This window comes from Arthrobacter melezitosi (assembly GCF_054511055.1).
On record NZ_JBTNDJ010000012.1, the window covers coordinates 41,361 to 64,510 of the forward strand.

24 protein-coding genes and 1 riboswitch are annotated in these 23,150 nt (G+C 69.7%); of the genes, 12 read left to right on the forward strand and 12 right to left on the reverse strand.

Annotated features, from left to right (window positions below; translation table 11 throughout):
• The first annotated feature begins 22 nt into the window (after positions 1-22).
• The 5 genes from ACX80W_RS12625 to rsmD all read left to right on the forward strand — a co-directional run bounded on the left by ACX80W_RS12625 (position 23) and on the right by rsmD (position 5,966).
• Complete coding sequence (locus ACX80W_RS12625; RefSeq protein ID WP_459283791.1) at positions 23-1,063, forward strand: LCP family protein; 1,041 nt, start codon at positions 23-25, stop codon at positions 1,061-1,063.
• Positions 1,064-1,206: 143 nt separating this feature from the next.
• Positions 1,207-2,199 (forward strand): thiamine-phosphate kinase, encoded by a 993-nt coding sequence (locus ACX80W_RS12630; protein WP_459283793.1) that lies wholly within the window; start codon positions 1,207-1,209, stop codon positions 2,197-2,199.
• A 22-nt stretch (positions 2,200-2,221) separates the two neighbouring features.
• Positions 2,222-3,190, forward strand: a complete 969-nt coding sequence (locus ACX80W_RS12635) for a DAK2 domain-containing protein (RefSeq protein WP_459283794.1) — start codon at positions 2,222-2,224, stop codon at positions 3,188-3,190.
• Positions 3,180-5,390 (forward strand): ATP-dependent DNA helicase RecG, encoded by a 2,211-nt coding sequence (locus ACX80W_RS12640; RefSeq protein WP_459283796.1) that lies wholly within the window; start codon positions 3,180-3,182, stop codon positions 5,388-5,390. The genes ACX80W_RS12635 and ACX80W_RS12640 overlap by 11 nt, the downstream gene beginning before the upstream one ends.
• Before the next feature lie 9 nt (positions 5,391-5,399).
• Positions 5,400-5,966, forward strand: coding sequence for a 16S rRNA (guanine(966)-N(2))-methyltransferase RsmD (gene rsmD, locus ACX80W_RS12645; RefSeq protein WP_459283798.1), 567 nt, complete (start codon positions 5,400-5,402; stop codon positions 5,964-5,966).
• A 63-nt stretch (positions 5,967-6,029) separates the two neighbouring features.
• Here rsmD and ACX80W_RS12650 read toward each other — a convergent pair whose 3' ends face one another.
• From ACX80W_RS12650 to ACX80W_RS12670, 5 genes are all read right to left on the reverse strand, one after another.
• Complete coding sequence (locus ACX80W_RS12650; protein WP_459283800.1) at positions 6,030-6,785, reverse strand: YcnI family copper-binding membrane protein; 756 nt, start codon at positions 6,783-6,785, stop codon at positions 6,030-6,032.
• Between the two features lie 77 nt (positions 6,786-6,862).
• Positions 6,863-7,477 carry a hypothetical protein gene (locus ACX80W_RS12655; RefSeq protein WP_459283802.1) on the reverse strand — a complete coding sequence of 205 codons (615 nt, stop codon included), beginning with the start codon at positions 7,475-7,477 and terminating at the stop codon, positions 6,863-6,865.
• A 413-nt stretch (positions 7,478-7,890) separates the two neighbouring features.
• Positions 7,891-8,157, reverse strand: a complete 267-nt coding sequence (locus tag ACX80W_RS12660) for a hypothetical protein (protein WP_459283804.1) — start codon at positions 8,155-8,157, stop codon at positions 7,891-7,893.
• Between the two features lie 210 nt (positions 8,158-8,367).
• Positions 8,368-9,156, reverse strand: coding sequence for a spermidine synthase (locus ACX80W_RS12665; RefSeq protein ID WP_459283806.1), 789 nt, complete (start codon positions 9,154-9,156; stop codon positions 8,368-8,370).
• Positions 9,153-10,391 carry an aminotransferase class I/II-fold pyridoxal phosphate-dependent enzyme gene (locus ACX80W_RS12670; RefSeq protein WP_459283808.1) on the reverse strand — a complete coding sequence of 413 codons (1,239 nt, stop codon included), beginning with the start codon at positions 10,389-10,391 and terminating at the stop codon, positions 9,153-9,155. Before ACX80W_RS12670 ends, ACX80W_RS12665 begins: the two co-directional genes overlap by 4 nt.
• Before the next feature lie 70 nt (positions 10,392-10,461).
• Here ACX80W_RS12670 and coaD point away from each other — a divergent pair, with 70 nt between their 5' ends.
• Together coaD and ACX80W_RS12680 are read left to right on the forward strand one after the other, a co-directional pair.
• Complete coding sequence (gene coaD / locus ACX80W_RS12675) at positions 10,462-10,938, forward strand: pantetheine-phosphate adenylyltransferase (protein WP_459283810.1); 477 nt, start codon at positions 10,462-10,464, stop codon at positions 10,936-10,938.
• 113 nt (positions 10,939-11,051) lie between these two features.
• A complete protein-coding gene (locus ACX80W_RS12680; RefSeq protein WP_459283812.1) occupies positions 11,052-11,336 on the forward strand; it encodes a hypothetical protein in 285 nt (94 codons plus the stop codon).
• On the opposite strand, the gene ACX80W_RS12685 is transcribed toward ACX80W_RS12680, so the two are convergent.
• Genes ACX80W_RS12685 through ACX80W_RS12700 form a run of 4 tightly spaced genes read right to left on the reverse strand, consistent with a single transcriptional unit; the run spans position 11,333 to position 14,425 of the window.
• Entirely contained in the window at positions 11,333-12,373 is a 1,041-nt protein-coding gene (locus ACX80W_RS12685; RefSeq protein WP_459283814.1) for a sulfate/molybdate ABC transporter ATP-binding protein, read from the reverse strand. The two genes, ACX80W_RS12680 and ACX80W_RS12685, sit on opposite strands and share 4 nt — an antisense overlap.
• Positions 12,370-13,197, reverse strand: a complete 828-nt coding sequence (locus ACX80W_RS12690) for an ABC transporter permease (protein WP_459283877.1) — start codon at positions 13,195-13,197, stop codon at positions 12,370-12,372. The genes ACX80W_RS12685 and ACX80W_RS12690 overlap by 4 nt, the downstream gene beginning before the upstream one ends.
• A gap of 5 nt (positions 13,198-13,202) precedes the next feature.
• A complete protein-coding gene (gene modA / locus ACX80W_RS12695) occupies positions 13,203-14,021 on the reverse strand; it encodes a molybdate ABC transporter substrate-binding protein (protein WP_459283816.1) in 819 nt (272 codons plus the stop codon).
• Positions 14,018-14,425, reverse strand: coding sequence for a TOBE domain-containing protein (locus tag ACX80W_RS12700; RefSeq protein ID WP_459283818.1), 408 nt, complete (start codon positions 14,423-14,425; stop codon positions 14,018-14,020). The genes modA and ACX80W_RS12700 overlap by 4 nt, the downstream gene beginning before the upstream one ends.
• A 202-nt stretch (positions 14,426-14,627) precedes the next feature.
• Between ACX80W_RS12700 and ACX80W_RS12705 the strand changes: the two genes are divergently transcribed.
• From ACX80W_RS12705 to ACX80W_RS12725, 5 genes are all read left to right on the forward strand, one after another.
• The gene (locus tag ACX80W_RS12705) at positions 14,628-15,194 is read left to right on the forward strand and encodes a YceD family protein (RefSeq protein WP_459283819.1); all 567 of its coding nucleotides are present in this window, start codon (positions 14,628-14,630) and stop codon (positions 15,192-15,194) included.
• Between the two features lie 2 nt (positions 15,195-15,196).
• Complete coding sequence (rpmF, locus tag ACX80W_RS12710; protein ID WP_120165325.1) at positions 15,197-15,400, forward strand: 50S ribosomal protein L32; 204 nt, start codon at positions 15,197-15,199, stop codon at positions 15,398-15,400.
• 6 nt (positions 15,401-15,406) lie between these two features.
• Complete coding sequence (gene rnc / locus ACX80W_RS12715; protein WP_459283822.1) at positions 15,407-16,102, forward strand: ribonuclease III; 696 nt, start codon at positions 15,407-15,409, stop codon at positions 16,100-16,102.
• 8 nt (positions 16,103-16,110) lie between these two features.
• The gene (gene mutM, locus ACX80W_RS12720; RefSeq protein WP_459283823.1) at positions 16,111-17,082 is read left to right on the forward strand and encodes a bifunctional DNA-formamidopyrimidine glycosylase/DNA-(apurinic or apyrimidinic site) lyase; all 972 of its coding nucleotides are present in this window, start codon (positions 16,111-16,113) and stop codon (positions 17,080-17,082) included.
• A gap of 124 nt (positions 17,083-17,206) precedes the next feature.
• A riboswitch (cyclic di-AMP (ydaO/yuaA leader) is annotated at positions 17,207-17,379 on the forward strand.
• A gap of 3 nt (positions 17,380-17,382) precedes the next feature.
• Positions 17,383-18,237, forward strand: a complete 855-nt coding sequence (locus ACX80W_RS12725) for a C40 family peptidase (RefSeq protein WP_459283824.1) — start codon at positions 17,383-17,385, stop codon at positions 18,235-18,237.
• Positions 18,238-18,364: 127 nt separating this feature from the next.
• On the opposite strand, the gene ACX80W_RS12730 is transcribed toward ACX80W_RS12725, so the two are convergent.
• From ACX80W_RS12730 to ACX80W_RS12740, 3 genes are read right to left on the reverse strand one after another with little or no spacing between them, the layout of a single operon-like run.
• On the reverse strand, positions 18,365-19,348 hold the full coding sequence (locus ACX80W_RS12730) for an NAD-dependent epimerase/dehydratase family protein (protein WP_459283826.1): 984 nt from the start codon (positions 19,346-19,348) through the stop codon (positions 18,365-18,367).
• Positions 19,345-22,017 carry an alpha/beta fold hydrolase gene (locus tag ACX80W_RS12735; RefSeq protein ID WP_459283828.1) on the reverse strand — a complete coding sequence of 891 codons (2,673 nt, stop codon included), beginning with the start codon at positions 22,015-22,017 and terminating at the stop codon, positions 19,345-19,347. The genes ACX80W_RS12730 and ACX80W_RS12735 overlap by 4 nt, the downstream gene beginning before the upstream one ends.
• Positions 22,011-23,036, reverse strand: coding sequence for a 3-oxoacyl-ACP synthase III (locus tag ACX80W_RS12740; RefSeq protein WP_459283830.1), 1,026 nt, complete (start codon positions 23,034-23,036; stop codon positions 22,011-22,013). The genes ACX80W_RS12735 and ACX80W_RS12740 overlap by 7 nt, the downstream gene beginning before the upstream one ends.
• Between the last annotated feature and the right edge of the window lie 114 nt (positions 23,037-23,150).

Consider the following 23,150-nt stretch of genomic DNA (forward strand, 5'->3'; position numbering starts at 1 on the left):
TCCTGAAGATGAGGGGTGTTGCATGTCCGAGTACAACGATGGGTACGAGCACGGTGTCCTGCAGGAGCGGCCCAAGAAGAAGCACCCGCTCCGGGTCACCATGCTGGTCGTGGTTGGCCTGGTGGTGGTCGCTGCGATTGTGGCCGGCGGATACCTCTTCAACCTCGCACATACCTTCAATTCCAAGAGCGACACCATTGAGGCCGCTTTTCCCAGCGGGGAGCGGCCATCACTCGAGCCATCAGCGGAGGGCTCCCTCAATATCCTGCTCCTCGGCAGCGATTCGCGTGCCGAGGCTGAGGTTCCGAACGAAACAGCCTCGGATGGCCGCTCCGACACGATGATGCTGATGCACATTCCCGCGGACCGGAACGACATCTTCGTGATGTCGATTCTCCGCGACACCTGGACCGAAATCCCTGGCCACGGCGAAAACAAGATCAACTCGGCGATTGCACTTGGGGGAGTGCCGCTGGTGGTCCAGACGGTCGAGACCCTCGTTGATGCTCCAATCGACCATGTAGCGATGATCGACTTTGAAGGATTCAAGGGCCTCACCGACGCGCTGGGCGGCGTTGAGGTGGACAATGCTGCGGCATTCCAGACAAGCGGCGAAGACAGTGAGTTTTTTGCTCAGGGACCGGTCACGCTGCAGGGGGAATCCGCCCTCAAGTTCGTCCGCGAGCGGTATGCCTTTTCGGACGGCGATTACCAGCGCGTCAGGAACCAGCAGGCGTTCGTGAAGGCCGTGCTTGGTAAGGTCCTCAGTGCCGACACCCTGACCAATCCCGGAAAGGTGGCAGACGTCGTCTCAAGGATCTCCCCGTACCTCAGTGTCGACGAAAACCTCGATGCGGCGGCCGTCGGCGGCCTCGCCGTGTCGCTGCGGAACGTCCGCTCAGGAGATGTGCAGTTCTCAACGCTTCCAACCCTGGGAACGGGCACCTCTGCGGATGGGCAGTCGATCGTGGTCAAGGATGAAGCCGGCATCGCCCAGGTGGCCGATGCGTTAAGCGAGGATTCGCTGGGGTCCCTCCCACTCTTTTCAGGGGCGCCCCAGTAGCCACGGGAGCTCCGGTGACGGCGTGCCGCCGCACCCACCGCCCCCGCCGGACTGACTCGGGCTGGGCCACCGGCCTGAATTCAACCGCCGCACCGTCAGGCAGGGACTGCGGGAACGTCACTCCCACCCGTTACGGTGGAATCGTGCCACTTACCGTCGGAGACCTAAGCGAATCAACGCTGCTCGAGCGCATCTTCCCGCGCCTTGCCCGCTCGGAGTCGGCCCTGGTCGGCCCGGGGGATGATGCGGCGGTCCTGAATGCCCCCGATGGACGTGCGGTGATCTCCATCGACACCCTGGTCCAGGACAAGGACTTCCGCCTGCAGCGGGACAACGGGTTCGAGACGACCGGGTACGACGTCGGCTGGAAGTGCGCCGCCCAGAACCTCAGCGACATCAACGCGATGGGTGCCCGGGCCACCTCCCTGGTCGTCAGCCTCACCCTGCCCAGGAGCACGGCGGTCGGCTGGGTCGAGGCCCTCGCCGACGGACTGACCGACGCGATCGAGCACCTGGGGGCCACCGGCTGCGGCGTCGTCGGGGGCGACCTGGGCGGCGGAGCCGAAATCGTGGTGACGGCCGCCGTCACCGGAACCCTCGAGGGACGCGCCCCGGTGCTGCGGTCCGGCGCACGCCCCGGCGACGTCGTCGCGCTCGCGGGGACCACAGGCCGCGCTGCGGCCGGCCTCGCCCTCCTGGAAGCCGGGATTGCCCTCGAGGAACTGGGGGAGGAGGAACTCGGGCTCATCGCCATCCAGTGCCGGCCGGAGCCGCCGTTGGAGGCGGGCCCCGAAGCCGCCCGGGCAGGTGCCCGGGCCATGCTCGACCTCTCCGACGGCCTTATCCGCGACGCCGGCCGGATCGCCCGGGCCAGCGCCGTCGCCATCGACCTCGACCCGGAAGCCCTGCGGGAGCTCGCCGGGCCCCTCCGGAGCGCCGGTGTGCTGCTGGGGATCGACCCACTCGATTGGGTGCTGGGCGGCGGGGAAGATCACGGCCTGCTCGCGGCCTTCGCGCCGGAAATCACGCTCCCTTATGGTTTTACTGCGGTAGGCTCGATATCGGCAGGGACGCCCCATGTGACGGTTGGGTCGCAGGCTCCGGCTTCGATCGGATGGGATCACTTTGCACACTAAGATCACCGCGAACGCGACAGCGATGAAGCGATGGTTAAGCAACGCCGAAGAATCCCTCGGCAACCACAGCGACCGTCTCAACGCCATCAACATCTTCCCGGTCGCCGACGGAGACACGGGCACCAACCTGTACCTCACCGTCCGTGCCGCGGCCCGTGCCGCCCACGACGCGGAGACCACCGACCTCGGTGAGCTGCTGGCCATCGCCAGCCGCGCCGCCATGGAGGATGCCCGCGGCAACTCGGGTACCCTCATCGCCGTCTTCCTCAGCGCCATCGCCGAGCCTCTGAAGGGAACGACCCGGCTCACCTCCCGCCTGCTCGCCGCCGCGCTGCACCGGGCGCAGATCCGCAGCTGGTCAGCCCTCAGCGACCCGGTGCCGGGAACAATGCTCTCCGTGCTTGAGGCCGCCGCCCGCGGTGCGGCCGAAACCGCGGGCTCCCACGAGACCGACGAGAGCAACAACGCGCTGGCCCTCACGCTGCAGTCCGCCGTCGAGTGCGCGCTCGAAGCCGTCGTCGACACCGAAAGCCAGCTCGGGGCGCTCACCGAGGCGCGGGTCGTCGATGCCGGAGGGGTCGGTTTCCTGCTGATCCTCGACGCACTGCGCGCCGCGTCCCTCGGCGAAGAGCTGCAGGACGAGCTGCTCGACGGACTGCACGGCTACGACATCCAGGCACCGCACATCCATACCGGATCCGATGCCGACGGGGTGGAGATCATGTTCACCATCAACCTCAGCCCGCTCGACGCCGCCACGCTCCGCCTTCACCTTGACGAACTTGGCGACTCGGTCATCATGAGCGCCGTCACCGAGGTCGAGGAGGGCTACCGCTGGCGCGTCCACGTCCACGTCGTCGACCCCGAACCCGCGCTCAAGCTGATCCACGAGGCCGGAACCCCCGACAACGTGTCGCTCACCCAGCTCTCCTCCCCGGTCGATGCAACGGCCGCGGGGGCGACTCCGGTCCTTGAGGGCCATGGACAGTAGGGTGCAGGCGGAACTCGATGTTCCGCTGGATCGTCGGCTCGGTTCGCCGGCCAAGCTGCTGGCAAAACATCTCAACCTCTTCACCGTGGGACAGCTGCTCAACCACTTTCCCCGCAACTACCTGAAGCGCGGTGAACTGACCCCCATCGCCGAGGTGCCGGTCGACGAGGAGGTCACCCTCATCGCCCGGGTGCAGTCGGCGAACTCCCGCAGGATGCACACGCGCAAGGGGATGCTGCTCGAGGTCGTGATCACCGACGACGCCGACGGCCGCCTGGGCGGGATGAACCTCACCTACTTCAACGGGTACAAGGCGGAGAAGGAACTGCGTCCGGGCGTCCGGGCGATGTTCTCCGGCAAGGTGACGGTGTACCGCAGCAAGCTCACCCTCACGAACCCGCGGTACGTCCTGCTTGAGGACGACGATGACCCGGACTACATCAACCAGCCGATCCCCGTCTACCCCGCCGCCGACAAGGTCAGCAGCGAACGGATCGCACTGGCAGTGGGGACGATCCTCGACACCTTCGACAGCGAACAGCTCAACGACCCGGTGCCCGAGGCCATCGCCCGCCGGGAGAAGCTCATGACACTGCCCCAGGCCTATGAGCTGATCCACCGGCCCACGGTCCTGGAGGACGCCTACCGCGCCCAGCACCGCTTCCGCTACCAGGAGGCGTTCGTCCTCCAATCCGCTCTCGTGCGCCGTCGGGCCCTGACCGCCCGGGAGGAAGCGACCTCACGCCCGCCGCAGGCCGGCGGCCTGCTCGATCAGTTCGATGCACGGCTTCCCTTCACCCTCACCCGGGGGCAGCAGGACGTCGGGGCCACCCTTGCGGCGGAGCTCGCCCGCGACCACCCGATGAACCGGCTCCTGCAGGGCGAGGTGGGCTCCGGCAAGACCCTGGTGGCGCTGCGGGCCATGCTCCAGGTCATCGATGCCGGCGGGCAGGCCGCGTTGCTCGCCCCCACCGAGGTCCTCGCCGCCCAGCACTTCCAGTCGATCACCCGGACGCTCGGCCCCCTCGCCGAGGGCGGGATGCTCGGCGGCGCCGCGGACGGCACCCGCGTCGTCCTGCTCACCGGATCCCTTCCCACGGCGCAGCGGCGGCGGGCAATGCTGGAGGCCGCCTCGGGCGAGGCAGGCATCATCATCGGCACCCATGCCCTCCTGTCCGAGAACGTCCAGTTCTTTGACCTGGGCCTGATCGTCGTGGACGAACAGCACCGCTTCGGGGTGGAGCAACGCGACTCACTGCGCTCGAAGGCCTCCGCCTCGCCGCACGTCCTCGTCATGACAGCCACGCCGATTCCGCGCACCGTCGCCATGACGGTCTTCGGCGACCTCGAGGTCTCGACGCTCTCGGAGCTGCCGGCGGGCCGGTCCCCAATCACCACCCACGAGGTTGGCCTGGCGGAGCACCCAGCATGGATCGACCGGATCTGGTCACGCGCCCGCGAGGAGATCGAGGCCGGGCGGCAGGTCTACGTCGTCTGCTCCAAGATCGGAGACACGGGAGGCCAGGAGGACGATCCGACGGCCCTTGAGCTCTACCAGCCGGCGGGTACGTCCGCTCCGGCCTCGGACCTCACCAGCGTCACGGAGCTCTTCGAATCCCTCCAGGAGGCGCCACAGCTGCGCGGGGTCTCCATCGGCATGCTGCACGGGCGCATGGACCCGGTCGACAAGGCCGACGTCATGGGGCGGTTCAACGACGGGACCCTTCAACTGCTCGTGGCCACGACCGTCATCGAAGTGGGCGTCGACGTACCCAACGCGACGCTGATGGTCATCATGGATGCCGACCGTTTCGGCATCTCCCAGCTCCACCAGCTGCGCGGCCGCGTCGGGCGCGGGGGCCACGCCGGCACCTGCCTGCTCGTCACCCGGCTTGAACCGGACCACCCGAGTCGGGAGCGCCTTGCCGCCGTCGCCTCGACCACCGACGGCTTCGAGCTCTCCCAGAAGGACCTCGAGCTTCGGCGCGAAGGCAATATCCTCGGCGCCTCGCAGTCCGGCGGTCATTCCGCCCTGCGGTTCCTCAAGGTGATCCAGCACGCTGCCCTAATCGAGAAGGCCCGGGCGGACGCCCAGGAGGTCGTGCTGGCCGACCCGGACCTGACCGAGTACCCCGGCCTGGCTTCCGCCATCGAGCTGTACCTCAACCCCGAGAAGGAAGCCTTCCTGGAACGCGGTTAGAGTGAAAGCATGACGCGCATTATTGCCGGAGCCGCCGGCGGCACCACCCTCTCGGACGTTCCCGGAAACGGTACCCGGCCCACGACGGACCGGGTGAAGGAGGCGCTCTTTTCGCGGCTCGATGCGTACAACGCCATCCACGGTGCCCACGTGCTCGACCTCTTCGCCGGTTCCGGTGCCCTTGGCGTCGAGAGCGCCAGCAGGGGAGCGGCCACCGTGGACCTCGTCGAATCCGCCGAGAAGCCGGCCACGGTGGCCCAGCGGAACGCCGATCACGTCAATAGGGTGCTCGGGTGGACCGCCGTCCGCGTGCACCGCACGAAGGTTGAAACCTTTCTCGACCGGGCAGCGGACGACCTCACCTGGGATCTTGTTTTCCTCGACCCGCCGTACCGGCTTGAGGAATCCTCGCTCGAGGCCATCCTGAAGAACCTCGTGCCCCACCTGGCGCCGGGGGCCGTCGTCGTGCTCGAGCGTTCGGCGCGCTCCCCGGAACCGCAGTGGCCTGACGGGTTGGAGCAGTTCGCGGAAAAGAAGTACGGCGGCACCCGCCTGTGGTACCTGGAACCGGCCTGACAGTGCATCCGGCAGCACCTTCTGGTGCTCCCGGATGCACTGCGGGTGCCCGGCTACGGGGACCTAGGCCCTTCGGCGGGTGCGCAGGAGGGCCGTGACGCCGGCAGCCAGACCGAGGAGTCCTGCGGTGAGTCCGGCCCACCCGGCAGCCGATCCCGCCGAGGAGCCCGACGGCTCGGAGGCAGCGGCCGGTTCGAGGTCGGCGTCCGCGGAGCCCTCGCCGCTGCCCTTGCCGGCGGAGTGGGCCGTCCCGTGGCCGGAGCCTTCCTCCGCGGGCGTTGTCGTGAAGGCCGGGGCAGGGCTTTCCGGCTCTGCTTCCCCCACCGCAGCAGGCTCGTCCCACGCCCGGACCGTGCCGTCGGTGTAGGTCTGGGTTGCCGCAAGGTTCACGAGCGTCCCCGCCTCGGGAAGCTTGCCCACCGAGATGGAGAACGTCTGGTACTCATCCTGGGAGATTTCCGCGCCCTCCTCGGCCGTCCAGATGATCGAGAGCGGAGCCTCGGTGAGGGTGACGCCGTCGTCGGCCGTGACCGGCTCCGGCAGTGCGCCGCGCACCACCTCGGCCGTCCAGCCCTCGAGCGGCTTGACCCGGACCGAGGTGAAGGGGGTTTCCGCGGGCAGCGTCACCTCGAGCTTATTGGTGCCGGCCGTTTCGGACTCGTTCGGGACGCTGAAGGTGAGCTGGGAGTATCCGCCTTCGGTGGTGGTGGTGGGGGAAACGCTCACGTGGGCCAGGGCGGCCCCGGCGCCGAGGACCATCAGTCCGGCGGTTGCCGTGCCGGTGCAGAGGGCGCGCTGGAAAAAGGATGAAGTTGTCATGGTGTGCCTTTCGGGAGCCGGAGGGTTCTCCGGCGGAAATTGGAGGACGCAGGCGTGGGCGCGGCTCCATCCGTCCTTCAGGCAGGCAGTGGAGTCGGCGCGACCCGGGACGGCGGCCCGCGCAGGGGCGGCACGGCCGCGTCCCGCCGCCGGAGGCGGGGCTGGAACTGCGCGGCGACCGTCCCAGGGTCGCGCGGGGGCACGACGGCGGTCGGTTCGGGCGCTCCTGCCAGCGGGCGCAGCCATGCCGCGAGGAGTTCGAGCGCCGCTTCGCCTTTCACGATGAGGAGCGCGAGGAGGGCGGCCGCGCAGGCGTGCGCGAGGACCATGGCGGTGCTGCCGGGATCGGCTGACTCCGCCAGTTGTCCGCCCAGCGGCTGGCAGCCAACCGCTGCCGGTGTATGGTGCTGCGCCGGAATCGCGCCGCCGCAGGCCGGAGTGCCCGTCAGGGCCGTGAGTGCGGAGTGAAGGGCCAGTTCCCCCGTGAGCAGGACTCCGGCCAGGGCCGGGAAGGACAAGGCGCGTCCCGAGACGGAAGTGACGGCCGCAAGGACAAGGGCTGCGAGAAGGAGCAGGATCGCGGGTGCGGGGAGCGAGCCTCCACCGAGCAGGTGGGAGCCGACGCTCACCAGCACGATGAGGGCGGCGACGAGGGAGGATCGGACGAAGCGGGAGGCGGCGGGTGCGCGCACTTTCGTCTCCTCGTCTCCTCGTGGCGTCCCGGGGCGGAGCTGTTCCGGGTGAAGCTTTTTTCTGTGCAAGCCTGTCCGCGAAGCTGTGGCGCCGGTGGCGGAGACGATCGGACGTCCGGCCGTTTCTCCACATCAATCTTAAGGGTGTCCACCCGGGTCTCGCGGCGGGTGGACGACCTGTATTCGCCGTGGCGGGGTCCGCGGATGGGACACAGGGAGGAATTCGCCGGACTTCCGCGGCGAAGGGGCTGGAAAGATGCTGGAGGGGCGCTTCGGGTTGGTGGTCACCGTCGCATGCCCGCTGCTGGTGTCCGGCGTTGTGCCGGGGATTTCCTGCCGATGGGGTCCGGGGTGACATCGGAGCCGCTGCTTGACCCTGATGTCGGTCTCCCGGAGTGGATCCGGAGGTGCTGCTACTGGCGGGCGGCCTGGTCCCCTGTGAGCGGGGCAGTCCCGGCAACCGTCTTGTCGTCCCTGCGGTCCAGTTCCTCGGTCAGTTCGGCAAGGCGGGCCTGCGACTCGGGATCGGGGAGGCCGTACCGGATGTAGTCGGAGTCGATGGCCCTGTGGACCTTGCTGTTGAGGACCGCTACTTCGTTGCTGTCGAGGAGGGTGAGGTCTTCCGGAAAGCTTTCCTCGGGTGCCAAGCGGCTTGACTCATTGGCGGTTGCTTCATTCATATAGGTAATTTCCTTCACCCGGACTTCCGGCTGTAAACCGTGAAGACACCGATTGACGATCCATCACGACCACTTTCCCGTTCTTCGGGGGCCAGGGCACGATGGCAGCGGGTGGACCGCTTGACCCATCAAACCATCTCCGGACACTTCTGGCCATTAACGCAGGGCAACGGACGCGCGCGCGGTGGGCCGGTCACCGGGTAGGACTTCTCAGCCGCCGGTCCCCAAGGCGAACCCATCGAAGTCGGGGCCGGCCAGGACGGCGGCGGGATGCGGTCCCGCCGAAATCAGCCGGTCGGTCCAGTCCGCGGGCCAGGGTTCGTTGAGCGCCGCAAGGACGATGTTGCCGGGGTGCCGGCCGGTGAACATCGCCGTCTCACCGAGGGCGGCGACCCCTCGCGCCTCCTCCGCGAGGATGCGCGCCTGGCCCCGTGCGAAGGCAAGCGGTGGGTCGTCGCCCACGTTGACCAGGACGACGCCGCCTGGCGCGGTGAGCCCAAGGAGCCGCCGGTAGAACGGCGCCACGGTGAGGTGTTCCGGTGCGTCCGCTCCGGCGAAGACGTCGAGCACGATCACGTCGAATCCGCCGTCGGGCAGCCCGTCGAGGGCCGCCGCGGCGTCATCAAGGATGAAACGGCATTGTGTCCCGTCCGGGAGGGGGAGGTGGTCGAGGACGAAGTCGAGGAGTTCGCGCTCCAGCTCCACCGCTGTCTGCACCGACCCCGGCCGGGTCGCCTGGACGTAGCGCACGAGGGTCAGCGCGCCGGCCCCAAGATGGAGCACCCGGACGGGGTCGCCGGGGGGACGCACTGCATCGATGACGTTGGCGATCCGGCGCAGGTATTCATAGAACACCTGCCCGGGGTGGGCGAGGTTGACATGGGACTGCTGTGCTCCGCCGATGCTCAGGATGTAGGCGCCGTCGAGGAAGGCATCCTCGTCGATCTCCGCGTGCGCCCCCACCCCGCGCAGCCACCGGGTGGGCACCGAGGCGCTCACAGCCTGCCCGGGAGGGAGGCAAGGCGCTCGATGGCGTCTTCGAGGAGCTCCACCTTCTTGCAGAACGCAAAGCGGAGCAGCGACCGGGTGCGGTGGGCTCCCTCGGGGTGGCAGAACACGGGCACGGGTATCGCCGCGACCCCCACCAACTCCGGCAGGCGCCGGGCCAGTCCGGTCGCGTCCTCCACTCCGAGCGGGGCACAGTCGGCGAGCACGAAGTAGGTGCCCTGGGATGCGTGCACGGCGAACCCTGCCGCCGCCAGCCCGGAGGAGAGCAGGTCCCTCTTCCGCCGCAGGGTGTCGGCGATCCCCGAGAAGTAGGAATCCGGCAGGCCGAGGCCCCGGGCGACCGCGCCCTGGAAAGGCATCCCGGAACTGTAGGTCAGGAAGGATTTCACCGTCCGCACCCGGGCGACCAGCTCCGGGGGGCCGGTCAGCCAGCCGACCTTCCACCCGGTGACGGAGAAGGTCTTGCCCGCCGAGGAGATGGTGAGCGTCCGCCCGGCGGCCCCGGGCAGGGTCGCGACCGGAATGTGCGGGCCGCCGAAGACCAGGTGCTCATACACCTCATCGGTCACCAGCAGCACGTCGTGCCGGACGGCGAGTTCGACGATCCGGGTGAGCGCCTCCCTGCCGAAGACCGCACCCGTGGGATTGTGGGGGTTGTTCAGCAGCAGGATCTTCGTCCGGCTGCTCATCGCTGCCTCGAGGGCGTCCAGGTCGGGTTGGAAGCCCGGCGCCCGGAGCGGTGCGGTGGTGTGGCGGGCTCCGGAGAGGCCGATCACCGCTCCGTAGGAGTCGTAGAACGGTTCGAAGGTCAGGACCTCGTCACCCGGCCCGGCGAAGGCCAGGACGGCGGCGGCTATTGCCTCGGTGGCGCCGGTCGTGACCAGGACGCCGGCCTCCGGATCGGGCGTGAGCCCGTAGAACCGCTCCTGGTGGGAGGCGATGGCGGCGCGCAGTTCGGGGACACCGCGTCCTGGCGCGTACTGGTTGGCCCCGGCGGCGATCGCCGCGCGGGCCGCTTCGAGGACCTCCGGCGGGCCGTCCTCGTCGGGATACCCCTGCCCGAGGTTGACCGCCGCGTGCGCGGCGGCCAGGGCGGTTATCTCCTCGAAGATGGTGATGCCCAGGGCGCCGCCGGGACCCAGGAGGTTGGCGCCGAGCGCCGTGCGCTGCCAGGGTTCTGCGGGCGGCTGCGGGCTCGGGCCGGGGGAGGGAAAGGAGGACCTCATACGGACAAGTATTACCGCTTCAGCGTGGCGGGTTCCCGTCCCGGGTGTTTGGGGTGGGTAGTTTAGGAGGATGCGCCGAGCCGTCTGCCCCGGATCCTTCGACCCCATCCACAACGGTCACGTTGAGGTGATCACGCGTGCGACCGGTCTTTTTGACGAGGTGGTGGTGGCGGTCTCGACCAACTACGCCAAGAAGTACCGCTTCACGCTCGAGGAGCGGTTGGAGATCACCAGCGAGGCGCTCGCCCACCTTCCCGGCGCCACCGTCGAATTCATGGGATCTGGACTGCTGGCCGAGTTCTGCCGCAGCCGCGGCGCCGCTGCGATCATCAAGGGCCTGCGCTCGAGCCACGACCTCGACTACGAACTGCCGATGGCGACGATGAACCGGCAGCTCACCGGTGTCGAGACCGTCTACCTGCCCGGCGAGAGCTCCTACCTGCACCTCTCATCGACGTTGTTGAAGGAAGTTTCCGCCCTGGGAGGGGATATCTCCGGGTACGTGCCCAAGGCCGTCCTCGACCGCCTCGGCACCCGGGAGCGCTGACGAATCGGCCCCCTGCCGGTTGCTAAGGGCCCTGAGTGTTGCTGATTCCTTTTCTGCGTATGATCGGCCTTTCATGCACCACGCACGAAGTCCGCGTAAGGAGAACCAGGCCAGTGGCAGATCGGACCAGAATTTCGCCCGATGAGGAGTTCCCCGAGGACCTCGAAGAATTGAAGGACGAAGATGTCGAGGTCCTCAACAGCAAGGTGACCCGCCAGCTCGATCTTGAGTATGTCGAGGAGGGCGGAGCGCACCCGGAGACGGATGCCCGTCACCGCGAGCTGGACGGCGAACTCGACCGCCGCGGTGCCGGCGAAACCGGCAGCGAAACCGGCGGCGAGACCGGTGCCGGCGAGACCGGCGGCGAAACCGGCGGCAACGGAGACGGGACCAACTAGAGCGGGTAGAGGGTCACCGCCGCCGCCTTGACGGCGAAGCACACCTCCGAGCCCGGAACCAGGTCCAGCTCGGCTGCTGCAGTGGTGCTGATCTCCGCGCTGAGGTGCCCCGCCCGCACCGTGACGAATTCCCCGTGCGGCTCGAGGTCGGTCACCCGTACCTTCAGGAGGTTCCGGGGGCTCCCGGCCGGCGCGGCGGGGAACACCGAGACCGCCCGGGGGCTGAAGACCGCGGCGGCGGGAACCCCCGCGGGCAGCGGGACCGCGGAGACCGCCTCGATCCGGCCTCCGGCGGCGTCCACGAGCCCGGCGGGCACCGAGGTGCCCGGAACGAAGTTGAGGCCCGCAAGACCGGCCGCGAAGGAACTGCGCGGCCGCTCGAGCACCGCCTGGGTGGGCCCGGTCTCCGCCACCCTGCCCTCCTCGAGGACCGTCACGGTGTCCGCGAGGATCAGCGCATCGAGGAGGTCGTGCGTCACGATCACCGCGTTCCGCCCGGACAGCACCCGCCGCAGCATCCGCCGGAGGCCCGGCGCCGCGGACGCATCGATCGCGGCCAGCGGTTCGTCGAGGAGCAGCAGCGACGGCCGGGCGGCGAGCGCCCGGGCCACGGCCACGCGTTGCGCCTGGCCTCCCGAGAGCTGCCCGGGCCGCTGATCGGCGAGGTCGGCGGCCTCCACTTCGGCCAGCCACCCCCGTGCCGCATCCCGGGAGGCGGCCTTGGACTCCCCGGCGCTGCGCGGCGCGAAGGCGACGTTGTCGAGGACGCTCAGGTGCGGGAAGAGCAGCGGTTCCTGCGGCAGCAGGCAGACCCCCCGGCGGTGGGGCGGGGTGAAGGAGCCGGGGCCGAACAGGGTCCGTCCGTCGAGTTCGGCGCTTCCGCTGTCGGCCCGCAGGAGCCCTGCCGCGAGGGCGAGAAGCGTCGACTTGCCCGCCCCGTTGGGCCCGAGGACCGCAGCGGTTTCGCCCTCGTGCAGGGACAGCGCGGCGTCGAACCGGCGGGCGTGGACAGCCGCCCGGAGCGTGAACCCCCTCAACGCGCGGCCGAGGCGGAGGACCGGTGGGCCAGGGCGACGACGAGGACGGCGACGGCGACCAACACGAGGGACAGGGCGACGGCGGCATCCGGGTCGGTCTCCCGCTGGAGGTAGATCTCAAGCGGCAGGGTGCGGGTGACGCCCTGCAGGGAACCGGCGAAGGTGAGGGTCGCCCCGAATTCGCCAAGCGCCCGCGCGAAGGACAGCACGGCTCCGGAGAGCAGCCCGGGCAGCACGAGGGGGAGGGTGACCCTGCGCAGGACGGTGGTGGGGGAGGCGCCGAGCGTGGCCGCCACCGCCTCGTACCTGCCGCCGGCGCTGCGCAGTGCGCCCTCGAGGCTGAGCACCAGGAAGGGCAGCGCGACGAACGTCTGGGCCAGGACGACGGCGGTGGTCGAGAAGGCGATGTCCACCCCGAGCGCACTGAGCGTGCCCCCCAGCAGGCCCTGCCGTCCGAAGGTGTACAGCAGGGCGATGCCGCCGACCACGGGAGGCAGCACCAGGGGCAGGAGGACCAGCGCCCGGAGGACCTGCTGGCCCGGGAACGAGCTGCGGGCGAGGACCAGCGCCATGGGCGTGCCAGCCAGGATGCACAGGGCTGTGGCGGCGGCCGAGGTGGCCAGGCTCAGCTTCAGCGCCGCGAGCGAGGATTCGGAGGTGACGAGCTCCGGGAACCGCGGCCAGTCGACCCGCGCGACCACGGCGGCCAGGGGCAGCAGGATGAACAGTGCGCCGAGCGCGGCCACCAGGAACAACCAGGGGGGCAGCCCAAGGGACCCGGCCCGGGCCTTCGCGTCCCGCGCCGGAGCCGGGACGGATTTCACGGCGGTCACCGCGTGTCCGAAGGCGGCTGGAATCCCGCTTCCTCCAGGAGCGCCTGCCCCTGGGGGCCGGTGACCGAGTCGATAAACCTCCGGGCGGCCTCCGGTGCATCGGGCGCGACGGCGCCGATCAGGTAGCTGTTGGGCACCTCCGGTGCCTCGGGAATGGGCACCTCCTCAACCTTCCCGGCCGCGGCGAGCACGTCGGTCGCGTAGACGAGCCCGGCGTCCGCCTCCCCGGACACCACCTTCCCGAGCACCTCCGTGACCGAGGTTTCCTCACTCACGGGGGCCAGGCGCACACCGGTGGCTTCCTGGATCCGCGCCGACGCCGCTCCGCAGGGCACCTGGGGGGCGCAGGCCACGAGCCGAACGCCGGCGAGGCCAGCGAAACCCTCCACCCCGGCAGGGTTCCCCCGCGGGACGGCGATGGTGAGGTGGTTCCGGGCGAACTCAACCGGCCGGCCATCGATCAGCCCGCCGTCGTCGAGCCGTTCCATGGGAGGGGCGTCCGCGGCGGCGAAGACATGGGCCGGGGCACCGGCTTCGATCTGGGTGGCAAGGTCGGACGAACCGGCGAAATTCAGCACGACCTCCGACCCGGGGTTGTCCCTCTCGAAATCCTCCGCGAGGGATTCGAACACTCCCCGCAGGGACGCCGCGGCGAACACCGTGACCGCGTCCCCGCCCCCCGCCGCCGGTTCCCCGCCGCCGCAGCCGGTCAGCGCAAGGGCACAGGCGAGCAGGACCGGACCACCCCGACCGCGCCGCGCCCGCACCGGGCCAGGAATGGATCCTGCGGCAGGGGAGCGCGGGGCGGGGGTCACCGCTGCCGCCCCTGCGGGTTTTCGATGATCACCGTCGTGGCCTTCACCACGGCGACGGCGACCGCTCCCGGTTCGAGGCCGAGCTCCCGTGCGGCTTCGGCACTCATCAGGGAAACCACCCGGTGGGGCCCGCACTGGAGTTCGACCTGGGCCATCACCGTATCGGTGGTGACCTTGGTGACCAGGCCGACGAACCGGTTCCGGGCCGAGCTCGAGTTCCCCGACGGATCATCCGGCGTGACGGCCCGGGCCTGGGCCAGCCGGGCGAGGTCGACGCCGTCGACCTCGAGGATGCCGGCTGCGGAGCGGCGGCTCGACAGGGTTCCTTCATCGATCCATCGACGCACTGTGTCATCGCTGACCGCAAGGTACTGGGCAGCCTCCCGGATCCGTATATGCGGCATGAGAACGACAATAATTCCTCATTTGCGAAAAGGGAACGGCATGTCCCGCCAAGGTGGCAGAATGACGGCGGTTCCCGCACGCGCAGGCCCGTGCCGGGAGGGCCTCCGGGGCGTTTTGGGCTGGAGGTGATTCTCAGGCTAAGATGATACGTCGGTCATATGTTCTACAGGAGTCACCATTAAAAGCGATCTCAGTTCGCCTTTGATCTTCAGTGTCAAAGACCTCGGGCGCAGCCCGGGAAGCATGCGGACAATCGAAGAACATGTGCCTGCACCCAAGGATTTCGGGGTGGCACTCATCGGCGTGCAGGAAGGTTCCTCAATGGAACTCGACCTGCGCCTCGAGGCAGTGCACGAAGGGATCCTTGTGTCGGGAACCGCGGACGTCGAGGTGTCGGGCGAATGCGGCCGATGCCTGACTCCCCTGCAGTACACCAGCGGTGTGGAGATTCAGGAACTCTTTTACTACGGCGACTCCGGGTCGCTGTCGGCCGAAGAGGAAGAAGACCTGCACCGGGTGGAGAACGACTCGATCGATCTCGAGCCGGTGCTGAGGGACGCGGTGGTTACCTCACTGCCGTTCCAGCCGGTGTGCCGGGAGGACTGCAAGGGCCTGTGTTCCGAATGTGGAGCGCGCCTGAACGACGAGCCGGACCATCATCACGAAATTTTGGATCCTCGCTGGTCGGCCCTCGCCGGGCTGACCGGCACTGCCGCTGAGAATGATGCGGCACCACGTACAGAGTCAGACGAGAGAGAAGAGAGTTAGTCGTGGCTGTTCCCAAGCGGAAAATGTCCCGCGCGAATACACGCGCACGCCGGTCCCAGTGGAAGGCAACCGCCCCCAAACTGGTCAAGACCGTTGAGAACGGCCGCGTCACCTACAGCCTTGCCCACCAGGCCAAGGTTGTAACCGACTCCGCCGGCACCCCGCTGTTCCTTGAGTACAAGGGCCGCAAGGTAGCCGACGTCTAACCAGGCGTGTCCAAGGAAGACCTGACCAAGCGTCTCGGCGTCGATATCGATGCCGGGACGCTTCGTCTTGCCCTGACCCACCGGTCGTATGCGTACGAACAGGGTGGCATCCCCACGAACGAGCGGCTCGAGTTCCTTGGGGACTCGGTGCTTGGGCTCTCGGTGACGGATGCGCTCTACCGCGACAATCCCGACCTCTCCGAGGGAGACCTCGCCAAGCGCAGGTCCGCGGTAGTCAGCACCCGTGCCCTGGCCGGGGTGGCGCGCAGCCTCGACCTCGGTCAGCACATCCTGCTCGGGCAGGGCGAGAAGCTGACCAACGGGCGCGACAAGTCCTCCATCCTGGCCGACACCATGGAAGCCGTCATCGGCGCCGCCTACCTCAGCCACGGCATTGAGACGGCCCAGGCGATGGTGATGCGGCTGATCGGTCCGCTGCTGCGCGATTCCGAGGTGCTCGGTGAGGGCACCGACTGGAAGACCCGCATCCAGGAGACCGCCGCAGCGCGCCGGCTCGGCACCATCGATTACCAGGTGACCGGCACCGGCCCCGACCATGCCCGCTCGTTCGAGGCGCTCCTGGTGATCGGCGGAACCCCCTACGGCACCGGCGCCGGGCACTCGAAGAAGGAAGCCGAACAGGCCGCCGCCGCCTCGTCGTGGAAGATCCTGCGCGGAGCCGAGCCGCTGGACGGCAGCTAGGGTTCCGGGTGCCCGAACTTCCCGAAGTCGAGGTGGTGCGGCGGGGGCTCGCGCGCTGGGCCGCCGGCCGCACCATCGAAGCCGCCGAGATCCTCGACCCCCGCTCCACACGCCGGCACCCCGGCGGCCCGAATGACCTCCAGCAGCGGCTCGCCGGCACCCACGTCGCCGATGTGGTGCGGCGCGGCAAGTTTCTCTGGATGCCGCTCCTTCCCCCGGGCGGGGAAGGAGCAACGGGAAACGCCCCCCGCACCGCGCTGATGGCCCACCTCGGCATGAGCGGGCAGCTCCTGGTGAAGGATTCCGGGCTTCCCGACGAAAAGCACCTTCGGATCCGCCTCGTCCTCTCTCCCGCCCGCGGCGAAACCGGCGGGGAGTTCCCCTCCGAACTGCGCTTCGTCGACCAGCGGATCTTCGGGGGAATGTTCCTCGCGGAGCTCGAACCGACAGAAGACGGACTTCCCGGCGGCAGGGGAGAAGGCGCCCTGCCGCTGATCCCGCGCCAGGCCGCCCACATCGCCCGCGACCCCCTGGACCCCGCCTTTTCCTTCGATGCCTTCCACTCCCGGCTGCGGGCCCGCCGCACCGGCATCAAACGCGCCCTCCTCGACCAATCGCTGATTTCCGGCATCGGCAATATCTACGCCGACGAAGCGTTGTGGGCCGCACGCCTGCACTTCGCCCGCCCCACCGACACCCTCCGCCGGCCTGAGTCCTTCCGGCTCGTCGAGGAGGCACGATCGGTCATGGAACGGGCCCTGGAGGCCGGCGGAACCAGCTTCGATTCGCTCTACGTGAACGTCAATGGAAGCTCGGGCTACTTCGAACGCTCCCTCAACGCTTACGGCCGTGCGGGGGAGCCCTGCCGCCGGTGCCTGGCCGAGGGCCGCGAGGCGCGGATCCGCCGCGATATCTTCATGAACCGCTCCTCCTACAGCTGCCCGCGGTGCCAGCTTGTACCACGCAATGGCCGCTGGTAGTTACAACGTTTACCGGCCGTGATCGGAATGTGACAATTCCGGGGGGCGCAGGTAGCGTTAAGCGCGCGCCGGGCCATCATGGACCGGCGCCCTTCGTCAGACTGCCTAACCCTGTCGGTGACAGAAGGACCGTTCGCATAACTTTTCCGACAGGGGCGGGGGAACCGATAGCGGGCTCTTGATAAGAGTCCTAGGGGTTAAGGCGCGGCACGGACATCATCTGGGGAGATGATCCGGTGCGCCCGGGTGTCCCATCCGAACCCGACAGCTAACTCCGCAGGCATCGGGAGAGGCTACGTAATGTCCAAGAACCGTACAATCGCGCGCCACCGGGCCACCCCGGTCCGCACCAACCCCCTCAAGACCGCAAGCCGCGCCGTCGCTGCAACCGCAGGCGTAGCAGGACGCCCGGCAGCAGTCATCGTCGCGGCGTCGGGCATCATGCTCGGCGCAACCCTCCCGGCGAACGCCGCCGGCGAGATCGAGGTCGCTCCGGCTTCGCAGGTGGCGGCGCCCGCCGCATCGGCTACCTCGCACACCGTTGTAGCGGGTGACACCCTCGGAAGCATCGCCGGCCAGTACGGCGTCAGCCTCGACGCCATCTTCGCCGCGAACGGCATGGGCTGGGCAACCGTCATCCACCCGGGCCAGACCATCGTTCTCTCCGGTAGCGCCGTAGCTGCTGCTCCGCAGCCCGCCACCGCTGTCCCGGCCTTCGCCCCTGCTCCGCAGGCCGCGCCGGCCCAGACCGCCGCGACAAGCACCAATCCGATGGGCATCAGCAGCCAGGGCAACGGCATGCGCGTCATCGGCGCCGCCGCAACCAGCGGCATCGTCGGCACCGCCCTGCAGGGCGTCGGCTCCGGCTACGTCTTCGGCGGCACCGGCTTCGGCATGTGGGACTGCTCGAGCTTCGTCCAGTGGGTCTACGCCCAGCACGGCATCGACCTGCCCCGCACCACCTGGTCGCAGTTCGCCGCCCTGACCCCGACCGCCAACCCGCAGCCGGGCGACCTGGTCAGCCAGAACGGTGGAAGCCACGTCGGGATCTACCTCGGCAACGGCAAGATGGTCAGCGCGCTGAACCCCTCGCAGGGCACCCTCGTGCACGACGTGAGTGCCATGCCGGTCGACGGTTATTACACCGCCGGCTAAGAGCACGGCTGATCCCGCAGAAAAGGCCGGTGTCCCTCGAGGACACCGGCCTTTTCTGCATCCACCGATGGTTCGCCGCTCGAACGGCCCGTGCTCCAGCCGGGTTCGGTGGGGGAGGAGAGCCCGGCTAGGAGGGCAGGCGCAGGGGCTGGTAGTGCGCGGCGAGCCGCGCCAGGCCCTCCTCGATCGACACGGCCGGGGCCCACGCCAGGAGCCTGCGGGTCTCCCGCTGGTCGTACCAGTGCGCCGTCGAGAGCTGCTCGGCCAGGAAGCGGGTCATGGGGGGTTCCTGGGCCGATCCGGAACGGCGCCATGCCCTTTCCACAATCGACCCGGCAACCCGGGCCACACCGCCGGGAACGCTCCACCGCGGGGGCCGCACGCCACCGGCGGTGCAGATTCCGGCGATCAGCTCGCCGATCGGGCGCGGCTCGCCGTTCGTCACGACCAGCGCCCTGCCGTGCACGTGCCCGATCCGGCGCAGGGCCGCCACGATGGCCGATGCCGCATTGTCGATATAGGTCGTGTCGACCAGCGCAGTGCCCTGGTCGAGGACGGGAAGCCGTCCGGCCCTGGCCCGGGCGAGGACCCGCTCGACCAGCTGGGTGTCCCCGGGCCCCCAGACAATATGTGGGCGGATGGCGGCCACCCGGAAGCCGGGGCCGGACATACCGATCGCAAGCAGTTCGGCCAGCCCCTTCGTCCGGGCGTAGTCGCCCCGCGCGAGCTCCGGTGCCGCCGGGGCGGCGCCCGCACCGGCGCACGAGGTGCCGTCGGCGGCCACCGAGGGCGATGAGACGAAGACGACGTCGGGAACGCCGGCGTCCCGGGCGGCGGTGAGGAGCAAGCGGGTGCCTTCGACGTTGACCGCTTCGAAGTCGGCCGGGTCGCCGGTGAAGGAGACCTTTGCGGCGAGGTGGATCACGGCCTCGACGCCGTCGGTGGCCCGTGCGACCGCCGCGGGGTCGGTGAGCGAGCCGAGTTCGTCCTGCGCGCCCGCCACGCCCGAGGGCCTGCGCTGGAAGGTGCGCACCGGCGTGCCCTGCGCCAGGAGCAGGGCGGCCACCGTGCCGCCGAGGAGGCCGCTGGCCCCGGTGACCAGGACGGTCATGGGGCGCTGACGGGGCCGCCGGACAGGGCCGCGTCGGCCCACGCCGCGATCCTGGCGCGGTCGAGTTTCGAGTTGTGCCGGATGTCAACGGGCAGGGCAGCCACGGTGAGGACAGCCGCGAGCTCTGCCCCCGCGGCGGAAGCGGCGGCCCGGACCCGGGCCGCGAGGCCGGGTTCGGCCAGGCCCGGCCGCGTCCGGCGGCCGGCGTCCGGGTCCGTCTCGAGCACGCCGACGATGGCCTGCGTCCCGGCGGGTCCCACACCGACGACGGCGGCCAGCCGCACGCCGTCGACCTCCTCGATCGCGTGCTCGACGCCGACGGGGGTCAGGACCCCGGCCGGAGCCGTGATGACGTGGCCGAGCCGGCCTTCAACCCACAGCCGGCCGGCGCCGTCGAAGTGGCCGACGTCCCCGGTGCGGTGCCAGGGGGCGGTGCGGGAGGACTCCGCCTCGGTGCGCCACAACCGGTGGTAACGGTCCTTCACGTGGGGTGCATCGACGAGGATCTCCCCACTGACGCCGGCCGCCGTCGTCGGTCCACCATCGGCCGTACCGTCGGGTCCGAGCGGGCTGACGGCCAGCCGGGCCCCGTGCACGGCGGTGCCGACGCAGACGCCGTTGCCGGCGCCCGGCAGGCCCGCGGCGGCGTCCCGCGCGGCCGAGCGGATCGCGGGCAGGTCGACGTCGGTGACCGGCAGGGCTTCGGTCATCCCGTAGGGGGTATGCAGGGAGGCCGCAGGCAGCAGCGCCTGCACGCGTTCGAGCAGGGGCGCCGGGATCGGCGCACCCGCGGAGAGCAGCAGGCCCACCTTCTGCAGGGCCGCCCGCCCTTCTGCGGTCAGGTCGGCTTCGGTGGCCAGGACGTTGCGGAGAGCCGCGGGGGAGGCGAAGACCGCGGTGGCGTCGACGGCGGCCACGGCATCGGCGAGGGCCCGGGCTGTGAGGGTCCGCGGCGCTGTGACGTCCATATCGGGGGTCACTGAGGCAACGCCGAGGGCCGGCCCGAGCAGGGCGAAGGGGGCGAACCCCGCCACCAGGGCGCCCCCGGGAGCGATGCCGAAGGTCTCCGCGACGGCGTCCCGCATCGCCGAGAGCTGCCGGTGGGTGTACACGACGCCCTTGGCCGGCCCGGTGGAGCCGGAGGTGAAGAGGATCGCGGCGTCGGTATCCGGGTGCGGTGCCGGGACGTCCGGGGCCGGACCGGAGGAATTCCGCAGCTCCGCCAGGGAGGTGTCGACGGCCAGGAGCCGGCGCCGGGCGGGATCGAGCGCGTCGACGCTGATCCGGCGTCCGGGCCAGCCGAAGATCCGGGCCGCGGCCAGGGCGCGTTCGATGCCGATGACGGCGTCCGGCGCGGAGCCGCGCACCGCCCGGGAGAGCCCGCGGGCGCCGAGCCCCGCATCGGCGACGACGATCACGGCGCCGATCCGCAGGCAGGCGTAGATCAGCACCGTGAGGTCGACCCCCGGCGGGACCATCAGGCTGATCCGGCTGCCGGCTCCCAGTCCGGCGCGGGAAAGTCCGGCGGCGACGGCATCCACGTCGGCCGCCAGTTCCGCCCAGGTCAGGCGGCGGCGGACGGTGCCGGCGTCCATCTCGGCGACGGCCAATGACGACGGCGAGCCCGCGGCCGCCGCGGTGAGGCGCTGCTCGAGGGGAGTGAAGGAGCCGGCGGCGGACTCGTTCCCGGCACCGGCGGCGGCACCGGGGGAGCCCCCGGTGGACCGGTCACCGGGGGCTCCGCCCGCTGCTGCGGCGCGGTGCTCGAGCCACCGGAAGAGAGTGCCGGCGACGTCGGCGTCCTCCTGCACAAGGTGCCCGGCCTCCTCGAAGCGGTGCACATCGGCGTGCGGGAGCCGGCGGGTGAGGTCCTCGAGGTAGGTCTCGGTGAAGACCGGATCGTGCGGTCCCCACAGCAGCAGGGAGGGAACGTCGAGGGTCCGGATCCCCTCTGCGATGTCGGTCAGGGCCGGAAAGCTCGGGTGGGCGCTGTCGCGGGGGATGTCGGCGACGAAGTCGGCGATGCCGCTGCGCGATTCGGCGGTGCGGTAGGGCGCGCGGAAGGCGTCCCGGACCTCCCGAGCCAGTTTAGGCCGGGCCAGGGCGTGGGTGATGTCGAGGAACGCCGTCGTGGTCTGGGTGCCGGTCCGCCGGATCGGGGGAAGGAGCGCCACGCGCAGGGGCGCGGGGAGGGGCCGGGACGGGCTCTGGTACACCGCGGTGTTGGTCAGGACCACTCCGGCCAGGCGGGAGCGGTTGCGGTGGGCGAAGCCGAGGCTGATGACGCCGCCCCAGTCGTGCCCGACGGTGACGAGCGGGCCGCGCAGGTCCAAGGCGGCGGCGAAGTCCTCAAGGTCCGTCACCCGGTCGGCGAGGCGCCGGAAGACCCCGGTGCGCTCGGAGAAGCCCATGTTCAGCTGGTCCACGGCCACAACGCGCCACCCTGCCTCCGTTCCGGCGGGCAGCAGCGTGCGCCACAGGTAGGACCAGGTGGGGTTGCCGTGCACGCACAGCAGCGTCCCGCGGACCTCGGTGCCGGCCTCCTTGAGGGCGGCGAGGTTGTCGAGGTAGTGCCAGGTGCGGACGGTTCCGGGGTTGTCCGCGGCGGACGACGAGGGCACATCGAGATACGCCGACCACGATGGGTCAACGCCGGGCAGAGCTACCACGCAATCTCCATCATGGAGGTGTTGAGCCCTGAGCCGACGCCCAGGCACAGCACCCGGTCACCGGCGTTGAGGGACTGGCTCTCCTGGGCGAGGGTCATCGGAAGGGACGCGGGCCCCACGTTGCCCCAGCGCGGGAAGGTGATGGGTACCCGCTCGCGCACGAGGTTCACGGCCTTGATGATGGCGTTGGTGTAGGAGTTGGACACCTGGTGGGTGACGTAGCGGTCCATCGAATCCCACTTCCACCCGTCGGTCTGCGCCTCGTGCCAGGCGTTGACGACAAGCTCGAGCCCGCCGTCGAGCAGCCCCTTGGTGTCGGTGTACATGCCGTCCACCCCGCCGACGCACAATTCGTGGTGCTGGGTTCCGGCCCGGGAGACGCCGCCGAGGATGCGGTGGGAGCCCGGGTGCAGGTCGGCTGGGCCGATGACGGCCGCCGCCGCGCCGGAGCCGAGGGTGAGGGTCGCGAACTCGCTGAGGAAGTCCTCCCGGGTCGAGTTGGGCCGGTTGAGCCGGTCGAAGGTCGCCTCCTGGGTGCCCTGGGCGTCCTCGCCCGCCACGATGAGGGCGTACTTGATCTGGCCCGAATCGATCATGTTGGCCGCCAGGGTGATGCCGTTGACGAAGCCAAGGCAGGCGTTGGCGAGGTCGAAGTTCATCGCCGAGGACGGCAGCCCGAGGGAGTGGTGGATCTTGACGGCGACCGACGGTTCGAGGTTGCGCCGTGTCACGGAGGTATTGATGAGCAGTCCCACGTCGCCGGGCTCGATGCCCGCCTCGGCCATGGCCTTCGCCCCGGCCTCGATGGCGGCGTCGTCGAAGCTCGTGCCAGGGGACCACCAGCGGCGTTCGGTGACGCCGGCGACCCGCTCGAGCAGTCTCTTGGAAAGACGCAGGCGCTTCAGGCTCGGGGCCAGACGCTCGTCGAATTCCGCGGAACTGACGACTACCGGCGCCTCCACGCTCGTTACGGCGAGCAGTGCCGTGTTCTCATGTCGAAACGTCGCGTTACCGGTCAAATTTCCTGCCTCGTCAACTGATGAACGCCCTGATCCAAGTGGGGAAACCAGCTTGGAGGTCTCGCCAGGGCGCCTGGGGATGCTTCCGAACCTTTGGAAAGCCTACTTGGTATT